The 15,587-nt window shown below is 73.9% G+C and carries 17 protein-coding genes; 3 read left to right on the top strand and 14 right to left on the bottom strand.

The window, feature by feature from the left end; all coding sequences use genetic code 11:
* The first annotated feature begins 19 nt into the window (after positions 1-19).
* A complete protein-coding gene (locus tag OG871_RS07375) occupies positions 20-319 on the top strand; it encodes a glycerate kinase (RefSeq protein ID WP_371495197.1) in 300 nt (99 codons plus the stop codon).
* Positions 320-428: 109 nt separating this feature from the next.
* Here the strand turns inward: OG871_RS07375 and hypE are convergent, their stop codons facing one another.
* The 14 genes from hypE to OG871_RS07305 all read right to left on the bottom strand — a co-directional run bounded on the left by hypE (position 429) and on the right by OG871_RS07305 (position 13,523).
* On the bottom strand, positions 429-1,514 hold the full coding sequence (gene hypE, locus OG871_RS07370; protein ID WP_371495195.1) for a hydrogenase expression/formation protein HypE: 1,086 nt from the start codon (positions 1,512-1,514) through the stop codon (positions 429-431).
* The gene (gene hypD / locus OG871_RS07365) at positions 1,507-2,640 is read right to left on the bottom strand and encodes a hydrogenase formation protein HypD (RefSeq protein ID WP_371495193.1); all 1,134 of its coding nucleotides are present in this window, start codon (positions 2,638-2,640) and stop codon (positions 1,507-1,509) included. The genes hypE and hypD overlap by 8 nt, the downstream gene beginning before the upstream one ends.
* Positions 2,637-2,927 (bottom strand): HypC/HybG/HupF family hydrogenase formation chaperone, encoded by a 291-nt coding sequence (locus OG871_RS07360; protein WP_371495192.1) that lies wholly within the window; start codon positions 2,925-2,927, stop codon positions 2,637-2,639. Before OG871_RS07360 ends, hypD begins: the two co-directional genes overlap by 4 nt.
* Before the next feature lie 51 nt (positions 2,928-2,978).
* Positions 2,979-5,306: a carbamoyltransferase HypF gene (gene hypF, locus OG871_RS07355; RefSeq protein WP_371495190.1), complete on the bottom strand. Its 2,328-nt coding sequence runs from the start codon at positions 5,304-5,306 to the stop codon at positions 2,979-2,981.
* Complete coding sequence (hypB, locus tag OG871_RS07350; RefSeq protein ID WP_371495188.1) at positions 5,303-6,103, bottom strand: hydrogenase nickel incorporation protein HypB; 801 nt, start codon at positions 6,101-6,103, stop codon at positions 5,303-5,305. The genes hypF and hypB overlap by 4 nt, the downstream gene beginning before the upstream one ends.
* Positions 6,104-6,107: 4 nt before the next feature.
* Complete coding sequence (locus OG871_RS07345; RefSeq protein ID WP_371495186.1) at positions 6,108-6,485, bottom strand: hydrogenase maturation nickel metallochaperone HypA; 378 nt, start codon at positions 6,483-6,485, stop codon at positions 6,108-6,110.
* Between the two features lie 157 nt (positions 6,486-6,642).
* Positions 6,643-6,747: a hypothetical protein gene (locus OG871_RS07340; RefSeq protein WP_371495184.1), complete on the bottom strand. Its 105-nt coding sequence runs from the start codon at positions 6,745-6,747 to the stop codon at positions 6,643-6,645.
* A gap of 58 nt (positions 6,748-6,805) precedes the next feature.
* Positions 6,806-7,333 (bottom strand): hydrogenase maturation protease, encoded by a 528-nt coding sequence (locus OG871_RS07335; protein ID WP_371495182.1) that lies wholly within the window; start codon positions 7,331-7,333, stop codon positions 6,806-6,808.
* A complete protein-coding gene (locus tag OG871_RS07330; RefSeq protein WP_371495181.1) occupies positions 7,330-8,724 on the bottom strand; it encodes a hypothetical protein in 1,395 nt (464 codons plus the stop codon). Before OG871_RS07330 ends, OG871_RS07335 begins: the two co-directional genes overlap by 4 nt.
* Positions 8,721-9,374 carry a DUF6084 family protein gene (locus tag OG871_RS07325; RefSeq protein ID WP_371495179.1) on the bottom strand — a complete coding sequence of 218 codons (654 nt, stop codon included), beginning with the start codon at positions 9,372-9,374 and terminating at the stop codon, positions 8,721-8,723. The genes OG871_RS07330 and OG871_RS07325 overlap by 4 nt, the downstream gene beginning before the upstream one ends.
* Positions 9,371-10,000: a DUF5947 family protein gene (locus OG871_RS07320; protein ID WP_371495177.1), complete on the bottom strand. Its 630-nt coding sequence runs from the start codon at positions 9,998-10,000 to the stop codon at positions 9,371-9,373. Before OG871_RS07320 ends, OG871_RS07325 begins: the two co-directional genes overlap by 4 nt.
* Entirely contained in the window at positions 9,997-10,542 is a 546-nt protein-coding gene (locus OG871_RS07315) for a hypothetical protein (protein WP_371495175.1), read from the bottom strand. The genes OG871_RS07320 and OG871_RS07315 overlap by 4 nt, the downstream gene beginning before the upstream one ends.
* Positions 10,539-12,323 (bottom strand): nickel-dependent hydrogenase large subunit, encoded by a 1,785-nt coding sequence (locus OG871_RS07310; protein ID WP_371495174.1) that lies wholly within the window; start codon positions 12,321-12,323, stop codon positions 10,539-10,541. The genes OG871_RS07315 and OG871_RS07310 overlap by 4 nt, the downstream gene beginning before the upstream one ends.
* A 108-nt stretch (positions 12,324-12,431) precedes the next feature.
* Positions 12,432-13,523, bottom strand: a complete 1,092-nt coding sequence (locus tag OG871_RS07305; protein ID WP_371495172.1) for a hydrogenase expression protein HypE — start codon at positions 13,521-13,523, stop codon at positions 12,432-12,434.
* Between the two features lie 234 nt (positions 13,524-13,757).
* Here OG871_RS07305 and OG871_RS07300 point away from each other — a divergent pair, with 234 nt between their 5' ends.
* Together OG871_RS07300 and OG871_RS07295 are read left to right on the top strand one after the other, a co-directional pair.
* Complete coding sequence (locus OG871_RS07300; RefSeq protein ID WP_371495170.1) at positions 13,758-14,882, top strand: PP2C family protein-serine/threonine phosphatase; 1,125 nt, start codon at positions 13,758-13,760, stop codon at positions 14,880-14,882.
* Positions 14,883-14,981: 99 nt separating this feature from the next.
* Positions 14,982-15,521: a DM13 domain-containing protein gene (locus OG871_RS07295; RefSeq protein ID WP_371495168.1), complete on the top strand. Its 540-nt coding sequence runs from the start codon at positions 14,982-14,984 to the stop codon at positions 15,519-15,521.
* Positions 15,522-15,587 lie beyond the last annotated feature (66 nt).

Raw genomic sequence — 15,587 nt, 5'->3', positions numbered from 1 at the left:
CACCGGCGGCCTCCCGCTGATGCGGCACCCCGCACCGCTCACGGCCACCACCCGGGGCACCGGCGAGGTCGTCGCGGCCGCCCTCGACCACGGCGCCCACCGCCTCCTGCTGGGCCTGGGCGACTCGGCCTCCACCGACGGCGGCGCCGGGCTGCTGAGCGCGCTCGGCCTGCGCCTCACCGATGCCAGATGGCGCCGACTGTCGTACGGGGGAGGGGAGTTGTCGAACGCGGTGGCCCGCCGTTCGCCGGCCCGGTGGATGCGCGCCGCCGCCGAGCGGACGGCGCAGGCCCTGACCCGACCGTCCCCGCCGCGCTGATCCGCCGCCTGATCCGCGGACCCGACCCGACGGAGGACCCGACCCGGCGGACGGCTCCGGCCCGCTCACTCGCGCGAGCGGGCCGGAGCCGTCCGGGCACGGAGAACTCTCAGCAGATTCGGGGCAGTTGCTCCCCGATCGGCAGGTCGACCACCCGGGTACCGCCCAGACCGGTGCGGGCGACCACCATCCCGTGGTGCTCGTCCACGCACTCGCCGACGACGGCCGCGCCCGCGCCGAGCGGGTGGGCACGCATCGCCGCCAGCACCTGCTCGGCGCTCTCCCGCGGCACGAAGGCCACCAACTTGCCCTCGTTGGCGACGTACAGCGGGTCGAGCCCCAGGATGGCGCAGGCGTTGGCCACCGGAGCCGGCACCGGGATGCTGCGCTCCTGGACGACCACCCCGACGCCGGCCGCGGAGGCGATCTCGTTGAGTGCCGCCGCCAGCCCGCCCCGGGTGGGGTCGCGCAGCACGTGCAGATCGGGGGTGACGTCCAGCATGGCCTGCACCAGGCCGCCGAGCGCGGCGCAGTCGCTGCGGATGTCCACCCCGAACTCCAGGCCTTCGCGGACACTCATCACGGCGACGCCGTGCACACCGATGTCCCCGCTGACGATCACCACGTCGCCGGGCCGCGCGCGCTGCGGCCGGATGTCGACCCCGGCCGGGATCAGCCCGATGCCGGCGGTGTTGAGGTAGACGCCGTCGCCGTGGCCGGCCTCGACGACCTTGGTGTCGCCGGTGGCGATCTCGACCCCGGCGGCCCGGGCGGCGTCCCCGATCGCCTGTGCGACCCGCGCCACCACCGAGGTCTCCACACCCTCCTCCAGGATGAACCCGCAGGACAGGTACGCCGCCCGGGCGCCCGACATGGCGAGGTCGTTGACCGTCCCGTTGACCGCCAGGTCCCCGATGCTCCCGCCGGGGAAGAACAGCGGCCGGACGACGAACGAGTCGGTGGAGAAGGCGAGTCGGGTGCCACCGAGGGTCACCGTCGCCGCGTCTCCCATCTCGGCGAGCACCGAACCGCCGTACGCCGGAGCGAAGATGTGCTTCACCAGCTCGGCGGAGAGCACCCCGCCGCCGCCGTGCCCGAGCACGATCCGTGGCTGGTCGCGCAGCGGGAGCGGGCAGCTCCAACCGTCGAAGTCCGGTGCCGCCGTGGTGCTTTCGACACTGATCAGGTCAGCCAACGCGGCTCGCCTCCCGAGTGGTGCCCGTGGTGCTCGTGGTGCCGAGGCGGCGGTACAGGTAGTACGCGGCGCAGGCGCCCTCGCTGGAGACCATGGTCGCGCCGAGCGGGGTGCGCGGGGTGCACACGGTGCCGAAGGCGGCGCACTCGTGCGGCTTCAGCAGCCCCTGGAGGACCTCGCCGCTGCGGCACTCGGCCGGCTCGACGGTGGTGATCCCGCTCACCGAGAAACGCTGCTCGGCGTCGAACTCCCGGTACTTCTCGGCGAGTCGCCAGCCGCTGCCGGGAATCACCCCGATCCCGCGCCAGGCCCGGTCGGTGACCTCGAAGACGTCCTCGATCATCGCCCGCGCGGCCGGGTTGCCCTCGTCCCGCACGGCCCGGCGGTAGGCGTTCTCGACCGTGGCCTCGCCGCGTTCCAGCTGCCGCACGGCCCGCCGGACGCCCTCCAGGATGTCCAGCGGCTCGAATCCGGTGACCACGATCGGCACCCGGTACCGCTCGGCCAGCTCCGGGTACTCCTCGGTGCCCATCACCGAGCAGACGTGGCCCGCGGCCAGGAAGGCCTGGACCCGGCAGGTCGGCGACTCCATCAGCGCGGTGATCGCGGGCGGTACCCGGACGTGCGAGACCAGCAGGCTGAAGTTGCGGATCCCGAGCCGGCGCGCCTGGTAGACGGTCATCGCGTTCGGGGGAGCGGTGGTCTCGAAGCCGATGCCGAAGAACACCACCTCCCGCGCCGGGTTCTCCTGGGCGATCCGCAGCGCGTCCAGCGGCGAGTACACCACCCGGACGTCGCCGCCGGCGCTCTTCACCTGGAACAGGTCGCGGTCGCTGCCCGGCACCCGCAGCATGTCCCCGAAGGAGCAGAAGATCACCCCGGGCCGGGCGGCGATCTCCAGTGCCTTGTCGATCACCTCCAGCGGGGTGACACAGACCGGGCAGCCCGGCCCGTGGATCAACTCGATCTCCTCCGGCAGCAGTTGGTCGAGCCCGTGCCGGATGATGCTGTGCGTCTGCCCGCCGCAGACCTCCATCAGCGCCCACGGGCGGGTCACCGTGGCCCGGATGTCGGCCAGCAGTCGCCGTGCCAGCTCGGGGTCCTGGAACTCCTCCAGATACTTCACCGCTGCTCCTCCCCGCCGGCCGCCTCGGCGGCCAGCGCCCATGGGTCACCGAACTCCTCCTGGAGCGCGCCGATCTCGGCGAACAGCTCCAGGGTCCGCAGCGCCGACTCCTCGTCGAGGCGCTGCAGGGCGAAACCGACGTGGACGATGGCGTACTCGCCGACCTCCAGGTCCGGCAGGTACTCCAGGCAGACGTCCTTGACCACGCCGCCGAAGTCGACCACCGCCATCCGGGTACCGTCGCGTTCCTCGATCTCCAACACCTTGCCGGGCACCGCCAGGCACATGAGTCTCTCCTCGCCTCTTCGTACGGTCGCGGTCGCGCCGTGCGGTCACGGTCACCGCGTGCGGGCCGCCGCCACCACCAGCTGGCCGAGTGCCAGCCCGCCGTCGTTGGGCGGGACCAGCCGGTGGCGCAGCACCTCGAACCCGGCCGCCCGCAGCCCGCCGGCGCAGGTGGTGGACAGCAGCGTGTTGGCGAACACCCCGCCGGTCAGCGCCACCGTCCCCAGCCCGTGGCGGTCCCGGGCGGCCTCGCTCAGCCGCAGCACCAGGTCGGCCACACCGGCGTGGAAGCGGGCCGCGACGACGCCCGGCGGCGTCCCGCCGAGGACGTCGGCGGTCACGGCGGCGATCACCGGCCCGGGTTCGGCGACCAGCTCCCCGTCGACCCCGCCGGCGCCCGGCCGCAGACCGAACCGGTAGCTCCCGCCGGCCGGTGCGGCGAGCGCCGCCGCCTCCAGCTCGACGGCGGCCTGGGCCTCGTACCCGGCCACCTGGCAGATCCCGGCGAGCGCGGACACGGCGTCGAACAGCCGGCCCATCCCGGAGCTCGCCACACAGTTCAGGTTGCGCGTCAACTGCACTTTCAGAGCGCCGAGTTCGTCGTCGGGGCAGGCCCGGACGCAGGGCAGCCCAGGGGTCCACGGCAGGCCTGCGGCCCAGAGCTGGGCGAGCGCGGTCCGGTACGGGCGGCGCACCGCCGCGTCGCCGCCCGGCAGCGGGACGTAGCCGAGCCGCCCGAAGCGCTCGAAGCCGGCATACCCGGCCAGCAGCACCTCGCCGCCCCAGACGGCGCCGTCCTCGCCGTAGCCGGTGCCGTCGAAGGCCACCCCGATCACCCGGGCCCGCGCGTCCAGGCGGTGTTCGGCCATGGCGGAGGCGATGTGCGCGTGGTGGTGCTGCACCTGTTCCACCGGGCGGCCGGCGGCCGACCGGCGGGCCCAGCCGCCCGACCGGTAGCCGGGGTGGCGGTCGGCGGCGAGCAGTTCGGGCCGCACGCCGGTGACGGCCTCCAGGTGGCGCTCGGCCCGGTCGAAGGCGCGCAGGGTGGAGAGGTCGTCCATGTCGCCGATGTGGGCGGACAGCCAGGCCCGGTCGCCCTCGCCCAGGCAGCAGGTGTTCTTGAGGTCCCCGCCGACGGCCAGGGTCGGCGGCACGGGGGCCGGCAGGGTGAGCGGCCGGGGCACGTACCCGCGGGAGCGGCGCAGCAGCAGCGGCTCGCCGTCGCAGACCCGGACCACGGAGTCGTCGCAGGGCACCTGGATCGGCCGGTCGTGCGTCAGCCAGGCGTCGGCGAGCGGCGCGAGCCGTTCCCTGGCCTCGCAGTCGTCCGTGACGATCGACTCGCCGGACAGGTTGCCGCTGGTCAGCACGAGCAGCCCGGGGCCGGCGGGGTCGCCGGGCAGGCCCAGCAGCAGGTGGTGCAGGGGGGTGTAGGGCAGCATCACGCCGAGGTCGGGGCTGCGGGGTGCGACGGCGGCGGCGACGCCGGGGGCTCCGGGGCGCCGTCTGAGCAGGACGATCGGCCGCTCCCGCCCGGTGAGCAGGGCGAGTTCGGCGGGCCCGGCGTGCACCAGCGGTTCGAGCTCGGCGGTCGATCGGGCCATCAGCGCGAAGGGCTTGTCGGCGCGCCCCTTGCGTCGGCGGAGCAGTTCGACGGCGGCGGCGTCGGCGGCGTTGCAGGCCAGGTGGTAGCCGCCGATCCCCTTGACCGCCACGATCGCGCCGGCGGCGAGCAGCGTCCGGGCGGCGTCCACGGCCAGCCCGCCGCTCGCCTCGGCGGCGCCGGACAGCCGCAGGGTCGGCCCGCAGTCGTGGCAGGCGATCGGCTGGGCGTGGAAGCGCCGGTCGCCCGGGTCGGTGTACTCGGCGCGGCAGGCGTCGCACATCGGGAAGCGGGCCATGGTGGTGGTGGCCCGGTCGTACGGCAGGGCGGTGACGATGGTGAACCGGGGCCCGCAGTGGGTGCAGCTGATGAAGGGGTGCCGGTGGCGCCGGTCGCCCGGGTCGGCCAACTCGGCGAGGCAGGCGTCGCAGGTGGCCACGTCCGGGGGGACGAGGGTGCGCTGCGGGCCGCCGGGCACCGAGGCGAGGATCCGGAATCCGGCCCGCCCGGTGGCGGTGGCCGGCCGGTGCGACACGGACTCGACCTCGGCGAGCGGGGGCGCGTCCCGGCCGATCCGTGCGCAGAACTCGTCGAGGGCCCCGGCGGCGCCCTCGACCTCGGCGAGCACGCCCTCCCCGGTGTTGGTGACGTGCCCGGCGAGTCCCAGCCCGACGGCCAGCCCGTGGACGAACGGGCGGAAGCCGACGCCCTGGACGACGCCGCGTACCGTCACCTCCCGCCGTTCCACCGGAGCGGCGGGAGCCCGCAGGTCGGTCACCGGAGCGGCGCGGGGTGTTCGCGGTGCTCGTGTGCCGCTCCGGCGCGGCCGTGCCCGTGGTGGCCGCCGGAGTCCCCGTGCCCGTGGTCGTGGTCGTGGTCGTGCGGCGCCTGGCGGGCCATCACCGGCCGGTGCACCGGCCCGCCCGCGAGGGCGTCCAGCGCCCGGTCGAGCAGCGTGCCGACGCCCTGCCCGTCCCGGGCGGAGGTCAGCAGGATCTCGACGCCCGGGTTGACCCGGACCACGTTGGCCCGGAAGGCGGCCTCGTCGAAGCCGACCGCCGCCGCGAGGTCGGTCTTGGTGACGACGACCAGGTTGGCCAGGCCGAAGGCGGTCGGGTACTTGAGCGGCTTGTCCTCGCCCTCGGTGACGGAGGCCAGCACCACGCGCAGCGTCTCGCCGAGGTCGTAGCCGGCCGGGCAGACCAGGTTGCCGACGTTCTCCACGAACAGCAGCCGGGTGTCCTGCGGCAGCCAGCCGTCCAGGTGCCCGCGCAGCATGTGCGCCTCCAGGTGGCACAGCCCGTCGGTGAGCACCTGCTTGACGGGTACGCCGGAGCGGGCGAGCCGGACGGCGTCGTGCTCGGTCGCCAGGTCCGCGGTGAGGGCGGCCACCGGGAGGCCGCGCTCGCGGGCCAGGGTCAGTTCACGCTCCAGCAGCTCGGTCTTCCCGCTGCCGGGGCTGGAGAGCAGGTTGACGGCGACCGTCCCGCGGGCCGTCAGCTCCTCGCGCAGGGCGAGGGCACACTCGTCGTTGCGGGCCAGTACCGACTGCTTCAGCTCGACCACACGGCACACGGGCTCACAACTCCTCGGCTTGGGGGGCCGGTTCGCCGGCCCAGTGCACAGCGGTGATCTGCAACTCGCGGCCGGCGACCAGCTCGGTGCCGTTGCCGTTGCCGCAGGTCGGGCAGACCAGGTCGGGCGGCATGCCGGGGGCCCAGCCGGTCCCGCACGGGCCGCACTCGGCGAGGGCCGGGACGGCGTCGATCTGCAGCTCGGCGCCGGCCAGCGGCGTGCCTTCGCAGACCAGGTCGAAGCCGAACTGCAGCGCCTGGGGCACCACCCCGGCGAGTTCGCCGACCTGGAGCCGGACGCGTTCGGCGGTGGAGCCCGCCCGGGCCTCGGACCGGGCCGTGACCTGGTCGACGATCGCCAGGGCGATCGACATCTCGTGCATCGGCTCTCTCCGCCCGTCGGGCCCGCGACTGCCGTCCCACCGCTCCGGGCAGGGAGCCCGGCGCCGTGGACCATTACAGGCCCGGTGCCCGGCACGGCCCTCGCGCCGCGCCGGGCACCGGGCCTGGCGTCCTCCGTTTGTCCCAGCGGTCCCGGCGTCACATCCGCCGGAGCCGCAGATAGCGCTTGATGTCGGGCAGGGTCAGCTTCACCAGGGCGAGCACGGCGCACACCGCCGCGCCCCGGATCAGGAACTTGCTCATGTCCGAACAGTCCTCTCTGCTCATCGCGTTGTCGCCTCTCGTCGGTGACCGGCGCGTCTCATCGGGTTCCCAGCGCGGCCGTCGTCCGGCCGGCCTCCTCCACCAGCCCCAGCACGACCTGGACGGCCTCGTCCACGGCTGCCTCGACCACCGGGCTGAGCCCGACGCCCTCGTCCAGGGACAGCGGTTCGCAGCCGACCACCAGCACCCGTTCCGGGCCGGCGCTGCCGAGCCCGGCGGTGAGTGTGCCGAGGACGGCGAGCACGGCGTCGGGAGTCATCCGGTGCCCGTCCAGGACGGCGGACGGCTGCTCCTCGGGCTCGGGCAGCCGGGCCTCGATCAGGTAGACGGTGCCCGGCTCGCACCCCCGGGCGGTGGCGTCCACCAGGACCACCGTCCGGTAGCCCTCCAGGAGTTGGTAGGCCAGGTGGACGCCGCGTACCCCGGTGTCGACCAGCTCGGCGTGGTCGGGCAACGGCAGCGCGGACAGCCGCCGGACCACTTCCACGCCGAAGCCGTCGTCGCCGAGGAAGATGTTCCCCACCCCGGCGACCAGGACCCTGCCCGGCGGTACGGTGTCGCTCACCGGACCTCCTCGGGGGCGGGGGCGGGGGCGACCTCGTCGGGCTGGAAGTACAGGAAGCGGCCCTGCTCGCGCCAGAGGTCGGCGCCGGGGTCGCCCTCGACCGTCACGGCGAGGTGCACCGTGCCGTCGACGTCGTGCAGGACGGCCTCGACCAGTGCGGTGCGCCCCTGCAGGAAGAGGTCCTGGGCGTCGGTGCGCCGCCGGCCGGGCCGGAGCACCACCCGGCTGCCCGCGCCGATCTGCCGGCCGTCGATCAGGACCCGGTCCCGGTCGGGGTCGACCGAGCGGTCACCGCCGGGATCCCACCACGGGGTGTCGTCCGCCGGGGGAGCGGCCGTGGGCCCGGTGACCTCGCGCAGCGCCCGGACGGCGCCGTGCAGGCGTTCCATCACCTCGGCCGGCAGCGAGTCGGCCAGGTCGATCACCGCCCCGGCGCGGTCGTCCGTGCCACGGGCCTCGCGCTTCTCCCGGTCGGTGAGCGCGGAGGTGCGCAGGGCCAGGATCTCGTCGATCTCGGTGGCGTCGTAGAAGCCGCCGGGGCTCTCCGGCGCGATCGCCGGGTGGTCCTCCAGGATGATCGGGGAGGAGAGCACCACGTCCGCGCGCCCGTCCGCCCCGGCCAGCACCGGCCAGGTCCGCAGGTTGCGGCACTCGGCGACGGCGCCGGCCGCCCACTGCGGCGGGTCGGTCATGGAGAGGAACGACCCGCCGTCCAGGCCGAGCAGCAGGTGCGCGGCGACCAGCGAGCGCGGCAGTGCGGCCTCCCGGTCCGCCGGGCTCGCCGACGGTTCCCAGTCGCTGCTGTTGGCGACCTCGGCCGTCAGCCGCACCACCGGGTACGGGCCGGGCAGTTCGACGGCGGTCAGCCGGACCGCGCCCTCCACCCGCTCCCGGCGCCGGATCAGCCGGCCGACCGGCTGCCCGTCGGCCGAGACCAGCTCGGTCTCGGTCGCGGCGGGCCGGTTGAACGGCACCGTCACCCCGTCGCCCAGCAGCTCGGCCACCGGGAAGGACAGCCGTACCCGCTCCTCGGCCCCCTCGTCCCACGGCACCAGCACCCGGTCCGGCAGCTCCAGGGAGGCGACGGTCGGCGTGGAGCCGTCCGGCCGCAGCTCCTGGACGGTGCGGCGCACCGCGTGCAGGAACCGCAGCTCGACGGTGAGCCGGGCACCCGCCCGGGGCTCCATCAGCAGCTCGGTACGCTGCCAGGAGTGCTCGCCGCCGATCTCCTCCCAGGCCGGCGGCACCAGCACCCCGAACTGCCAGCGCAGCCGGTTCTTGGCGGCCGAGGCCCGGTACGGGTAGAGCACGTAGCCCTCGAAGAGCACGGCGTCGGCGATCCTGCGCGCCACCTCGAACGGCGCGTCGTCCAGCTCGGTGGTCGCGGTCACAGCACACTCCCCTCGGCGACGGGGGCCGTCTCGGCGGCCAGCAGCGCCCGGACGGTCGCCTCCCAGGACGGCAGCGCGTGCCGGGAGCGGTACTCCAGCAGGGCCGCGAGGTCCTCGCGGGGCAGCCGGATCCAGCCGCAGCCCGGGAAGTGCTGGTCGATCATCTCCCGCCACACCGCGGCGGGCAGGCCGCAGGTCGCCTCGCGGTCCCACGGCACCGGCTCGACCCGGAAGCCGCCCTCGCCGGTGAAGGCGGTGCCGGAGAAGAGCAGCAGCAGCGGTGCGTCGCCCCCGGTCAGCGCGTCGAAGTAGCGGGTCGCCGCGAGGTCCAGGTCGTAGCTGCACGGCACCACCAGGTCCACCTCGGTCTCCCCGGTGAACCCCGGTACGGTCAGGGAGACCTGGGCGAACTGGACCGGGTGCAGCGTGCTGCCCCACCGGGCCGGCTCGCCGAACAGGTCCGCCAGCCCGGCCGCCTCCTGCGGCCCGTACCTGCGCTTCGCGGGCTCGATCCGCAGCTGGCAGCGCAGCGCCAGGGCGTGCACCCGTGCCCGGTCGGCGGCGGTGATCCGCAGCCGGAACACCAGGGTCGGCCCGGCCGCGTACGGATCGGCCCGCACCCCGGTGCAGCTGAAGCCCAGTTCGGTCACGCCGGCTCCTCGGTCCGTACGGTCCGGGCGCGGGCCCGGACGTTGTCGAAGAAGGCGGCGAGCTCGGCCCGCGCCTCGGCTCCGCCGTCGAAGCCCTGCCAGGTCAGCCGCATCCGGCCGACCAGCTCGTAGCAGACGTCGATCGGCACCAGGAAGCACTCGCCACGGCCCTGTTCGCGGCGCAGCAGCAGGGCCTCCACGTCGGGTTGCAGCAGTGCGGCCAGCGGGCTGCCGCCCAGCACGGCCTGCCAGGAGGCGGGGTCGAGCTCGCTCTCGGTGGCTCCGGCCGGGCTGGGGTAGAGCGCCACCAGCCGGTCCAGTTCGGCGTTGCGGAAGAAGAACGCGGTTCCGACCGGGATCTGCAGCTGCTCCCAGGCACCGTCGTCCAGGTCGTGCGCCGGGTCGGCCAGGAACCGGTCGGGCACCGTGCGGTACTGGCCCCGCCCTGCGCCCTGCTGTTCGAACAGCAGGGCGCAGGGGGTGCAGGCGCAGGCCAGGCTGCGGTTCTCCAGCCGGACGAGGTGCCGGTGACGGTCGGTCAGGGCGATACCGCACAGCTCGCAGCGCTCGGGCTGCGGCGGGGCGGGCGCCCGGAACCGGCGCAGTCCGGTGGCGGGGGCGGTCACCGGACCTCCGCCGACACCAGCCCCGGCCGGACCCCGATCTGCAGGAGTGCCGGTTCCTTGGGCCCGGGCGGCGCCGGCCGGACCTCGGTGATCTCGGGGGCGAAGACCGCCACCACCTCGGCGACGGCCTCGCGTGCGGAGTCCGTGCTGCCGGAGCAGCCGCACCCGGAGCCGTCCAGCCGCACCTCCAGCACGCCGGCCGCGGTGTCGAGGGCTGCCACGGAGGCGCCGGGCACCTGCCGCACCGCCCGCTCGACCCGCGCGGTGACGTCCTCCGGGTGCAGGTCGTGCAGCACCAGAAGTCCGGTCACCAGCTGGTCGTCCAGCAGCTCCGCGAGCGGTCCGGCGGCCGGCCGCTCGGGGTCGTGGGCCTGGGCCGACAGCAGCTCCACCGCCCGGGCCAGGCCCGCGCCGTAGAAGTCCATCAGTACCCGGACCAGCTCCTCGGCCGAGGCCGTCGCCTTGGGGTCGCCGGCCGCCGACAGCCGGTCGAGGATCTCCTCGACCCGCCGTCCGGCGGCCTCCCCGGTCGCCGCGCTCACCCGGACATCCCGCTGAGGCCGCTCGGCACGTGCATCTTCTGCAGCGTCTTGCCGTCGCCGAGGTACATGTGGACCCCGCAGGGCAGACAGGGGTCGAAGCTGCGCACGGCCCGCATGATGTCGATGCCCTTGAAGTTCTCCGGGGTGTTCTCCTCGAAGATCGGGGTGTTCTGCACCGCGTCCTCGTACGGCCCGGGGGTGCCGTAGCTGTCCCGGACGCTGGCGTTCCACGGGGTCGGCGGGTACGGGTGGTAGTTGGCGATCTTCCCGTCCCGGATCACCATGTGGTGCGAGAGCACGCCGCGCACCGCCTCGGTGAAGCCGACGCCCAGGCCCTCGTTCGGGACCTCGAACTTCTCCCAGGTCTGGCTGCGCCCGGCGCGCACCTCGGCCAGCGCCTTCTCGGCGAAGTGCAGGGCGACGGCGGCGCTGTAGGCCTGGAAGTAGGTCCGGGCCCGGTTGCGCTCCAGGGCGTTGGACCACTTCGGGATCTTCCACTCGAAGCTGGTCTCGGGCTTGGTGAGGGTGCGCGGCAGGTTGATCACCACGCTGTGCCCGGTGGCCTTGACGTAGCCGATGTCGACCAGGCCGGACAGCGCGGTGGACCACAGCCGGGCGATCGGGCCGCCGCCGGTGTCCAGGGCGAGGTAGTCCTTGCCGTCGAACCAGCGCGGCGACATCACCCAGCTGTACTTGTCGTCGAAGTTCCGCTTCTGCGGCGCGGGGATGGTGTGCTGGTTCCACGGGTGCCGCGGGTCGACGGGGTTGCCGAGCGGGTCGTGGGTGACGAACTGCTCCTTGCCCTCCCAGTCCTGGTAGTACGAGGAGCCGAGCAGGATCCGGATGCCCAGGTTGATCTCGGTGAGGTCGTTGGTGACCAGCTTCCCGTCCACGATCACGCCCGGGGTGACGAACATCCGCCGGCCCCAGTCGGTCATGTTGCGGTAGGTGAAGTCGCAGTGGTCCGGGTCGTTGAGCGCGCCCCAGCAGCCGAGCAGGATCCGCCGCCGGCCGACCTCCTCGTAGCCGGGCAGTGCCTCGTAGAAGAAGTCGAACAGGTCGTCGTGGAGCGGGACGACCCGCTTCATGAACTCGACGTACCGCATCAGCCGGCTCAGGTAGTCGGTGAACAGCTGCACCGTCGCCACCGTGCCGACGCCGCCCGGGTAGAGCGTGGAGGGGTGCACGTGGCGGCCCTCCATCAGGCAGAACATCTCCCGGGTGTAGCGGCTGACCTGCAGCGCCTCGCGGTAGAACTCGCCCTCGATCGGGTTGAGCGAGCGCATGATGTCGGCGATGGTCTTGTAGCCGTGCTCGGCGGCGTGCGGCGCCTCGGTGCGCTCGGCCTTCTCCAGTACGCCCGGGTTGGTCTCGCGGACCATCTTCTCGCAGTAGTCGACCCCGACCAGGTTCTCCTGGAAGATGTTGTGGTCGAACATGTACTCGGCGGCCTCGCCGAGGTTGATGATCCACTCACCGAGGTGCGGCGGCTTCACGCCGTACGCCATGTTCTGCGCGTACACCGAGCAGGTCGCGTGGTTGTCGCCGCAGATGCCGCAGATCCGGCTGGTGATGAAGTGGGCGTCGCGCGGGTCCTTGCCGCGCATGAAGACGCTGTAGCCGCGGAAGACCGACGACGTGCTGTAGCACTCGGCGACCTTCTTCTGCTTGAAGTCGATCTTGGTGTGGATGCCGAGGCTGCCCACGATCCGGGTGATCGGGTCCCAGCTCATCTCCACCAGGCCGTCGTTGCCGCCCGGCCGCGGGGCTGTTGTCGTCATGGCGTGTGTCGTGCCCTTCTGAAGGTCTGCGTGGGAGTGCGGTACACCGGATCGGGGCCGCGGCCGCCGCAGCGGGCGGGCGCGACCCCGGACCGGGCGGCGGGTCGGTCACCAGGGGGGCTTGTAGCCCGTCGCCAGCTGCCGACCGGTGTGCCGCCACTTCGGCTCCTGGTCCACGGTGTTCGTGGTGATCGAACGCAGTCGGCGGATCACCGAGCCGTACGCGGCGCTCGCCGAGCTGGACACCTTGGCGCCCGGCGGCTCGTCCATGAACGGCATGAACTTGTCCGGGAAACCGGGCATGGTGCAGGCGATGCAGATGCCGCCCACGTTCGGGCAGCCGCCGACGCCGTTGATCCAGCCGCGCTTGGGGACGTTGCACTTCACGACCGGGCCCCAGCACCCGATCCGCACCAGGCACTCGGGGGTGCCGTACTCGGAGGCGAACTGCCCCTGCTCGTAGTAGCCGGCCCGGTCGCAGCCCTCGTGCACGGTGGCGCCGAACAGCCAGGTCGGCCGCAGCTTGTCGTCCAGCGGGATCATCGGCGCGGCGCCGGTGAGCTGGTAGAGCAGGTAGACCAGGGTCTCCGAGAAGTTGTCCGGCTGGATCGGGCAGCCCGGGACACAGACGATCGGCAGACCGGCCTTGGACTTCCAGTCCCAGCCCAGGTAGTCGGGCAGGCCCATCGCGCCGGTCGGGTTGCCGGCCATCGCGTGGATGCCGCCGTACGTGGCGCAGGTGCCGATCGCGACCACCGCGGTGGCCTTGGGCGCCAGCCGGTCGACCCACTCGCTGGTGGTGATCGGCTGGCCCGTCGCCGGGTCGTCGCCGAAGCCGCACCAGTAGCCCTCGGCCTTGATCGCCTCGTTCGGGATGGAGCCCTCGATGACCAGCACGAAGGGTTCCAGCTCGCCGCGGTCGGCCTTGAAGAACCACTCGACGAAGTTGTCCGCGCCCTGCACCGGACCGCACTCGAAGTCGATCAGCGGCCAGTGCACGGCGATCTTCGGCAGGCCGGGGAGCACACCGAGGACGATCTCCTCGATGCTGGGCTGGGTCGCCGCGGTGAGCGAGACGGAGTCGCCGTCGCAGCTCAGGCCCGCGTTGATCCAGAGAATGTGGACCACCGGTTCCTCGCCCTCGGTGGGCGGGCCGGTGGATCGGGATGTCGCCTCGGTGGTCGACGGTGTCGAAGCCATGGGACGCCTCCTCCTTGCGAAGGCACGACAAGACCGACAAATCGGTCCTCTGGCATCTTCCTACCAAGGTCCGCCCCCGGTGGGGAGGTCGATACGGCCGAACCGGTGGACCTTGCGCGGCCGCTCCGCCGACCGGGTGAGCACCGCTCGCGGTAGTGGCGCGTACCGCGGTGCCGCGTCACCGCACCCGCGCCGGACCGGGCCCGGGGCCCGGATCCCTGGGAGGATCGGAGGATGGACATCCGGGGACGCGCCGAGGCGCTCCGCCGGCCCGGCGGCGCCGGGCGGGCGCTGGTGCTCATCCCGCTCGCGTTGATCGTGCTGGTCTGCATCGGTGACGTACTCGCTCCGCCGGAAGTCCACCTCGGGCCGTTCCTGGTCGCCGCCCCGGCGGTCACGGCCTCGTTCGCCGGCCCCCGCACCACCGGCCTGGTCGGGGCGCTCGCCGTCCTCGCCCAGATCGTCGTCGCCGCCAGCCGCACCACCGTGCTGGACCTCAACCACACCGTGCAGACGACGGCCCTCGTCCTGATCTCCGCCCTGGTCACCCTCTTCGCCTACCTGCGAGAGCAGCACGAGCAGGAGATGACCCGGCTGCGCTCGGTGGCCGAGGCCGCCCAGCAGGTGGTGCTGCGGCCGATCCCGCACCGGCTGGGGCCGCTGCGGATCGCCTCCGTCTACGTCGCGGCCGAGGCCGAGGCCCAGATCGGCGGCGACCTGTACGCCGCGGCGCGCTCCGGCCCGGCGACCCGCTTCATCGTCGGCGACGTCCGCGGCAAGGGCCTCGGCGCGATCGGCGACGCCGCCCTGGTCCTCGGCGCGTTCCGGGCCGCCGCCCACCGCCGGGTCGAGCTGACCACCCTGGTCGACTTCCTGGACGGCACGGTGGCCGCCGACCCGGACGGGCCCGACGACCTGTCGGACCGTCAGGAGTCCTTCACCACAGCGGTCGTACTGGACATCCCCGACCGCCGCCCGGTGCTCCACCTCGTCGACTGCGGCCACCCGCCGCCGCTCCTGCTCGGCGACGGGCGGGTCGTCCCACTGGAGGCCCGGGAGCCGGCCCCGCCGCTCGGCCTCGCCGCACTGGCCGAACGGGGCCTGGGCGGCGCCTCGTTCGACTTCCCGGTCGGTGGCACCGTGCTGCTCTACACCGACGGCGTGATCGAGGCCCGCAACGCCGTCGGGGAGTTCTACCCGCTGACCGAACGGCTGCCGGCCTGGCCCGCCCACGACCCCGAGGAACTGCTGCGGCTGCTGTGCCAGGACCTCGCCCGCCACACCGGCGGGCGGCTGGGCGACGACGCGGCCATGGTCGCCATCGTGCGGCTGCCGGAGACCGGCCTCGGGCCGTCTTAGGAGAGTCTTACGGGGTGGACGGACGGGCACCGCTGCCCCCGGTGACGGCGTTGACCGGGAGCAAGTGCCACCCGCCGTCGTCCCCCCTGGAGGCCCCCGATGTCCGACCGTGTCACGCTGCTTGGCCGGATCCCGCGCCGGGTGTCCGCCGCCCTCGCGGTGCTCGCGCTGACGGCCGCCGGCTTCGGGCTGTACCTGTTCCAGCCCTGGCGGGCCCTGACCACCACGACGGTCGACGAGGCGCTGCCGGCCGCCGTCGTGACCGCGCCGCCGACCGCCGGGGCGGGAACGGTCGCGCCGGTCGGCGGCGGCTTCGTGTCGGGCGAGCATCCCACCAGCGGGACGGCCCGGCTGGTGCGGCCGGGGGACGGGAGCACCGTGCTGCGCCTAGAGAACCTGCGCACCTCCGAGGGGCCCGACGTGCGGGTCTACCTCTCCACCCGCCCGGCCGCCGAGGCGAGGCTGGACACCCTCGGGGACGGCGCCCTGGAGCTCGGGCGGCTCAAGGGCAACGTCGGCAACCAGAACTACACCGTCCCGGCCGGCACCGACCTCAGCGGCTACCGGAGCGCGGTGATCTGGTGCCACCGCTTCTCGGTCGGCTTCGGCGCGGCCGACCTGACGGCGCTGCCCGGCTGAGCCGCTCTCCGGAGGCGGCGTCAGAACCCGAACGGACGTGCGTCCGAGGCGGGCTCCGGCGCGCCG

This window comes from Kitasatospora sp. NBC_00374, assembly GCF_041434935.1.
Taxonomy (GTDB): Bacteria; Actinomycetota; Actinomycetes; order Streptomycetales; family Streptomycetaceae; genus Kitasatospora.
Note: the sequence above shows the minus strand (reverse complement) of the source record. Positions and strands in the feature narration are given on the sequence as shown.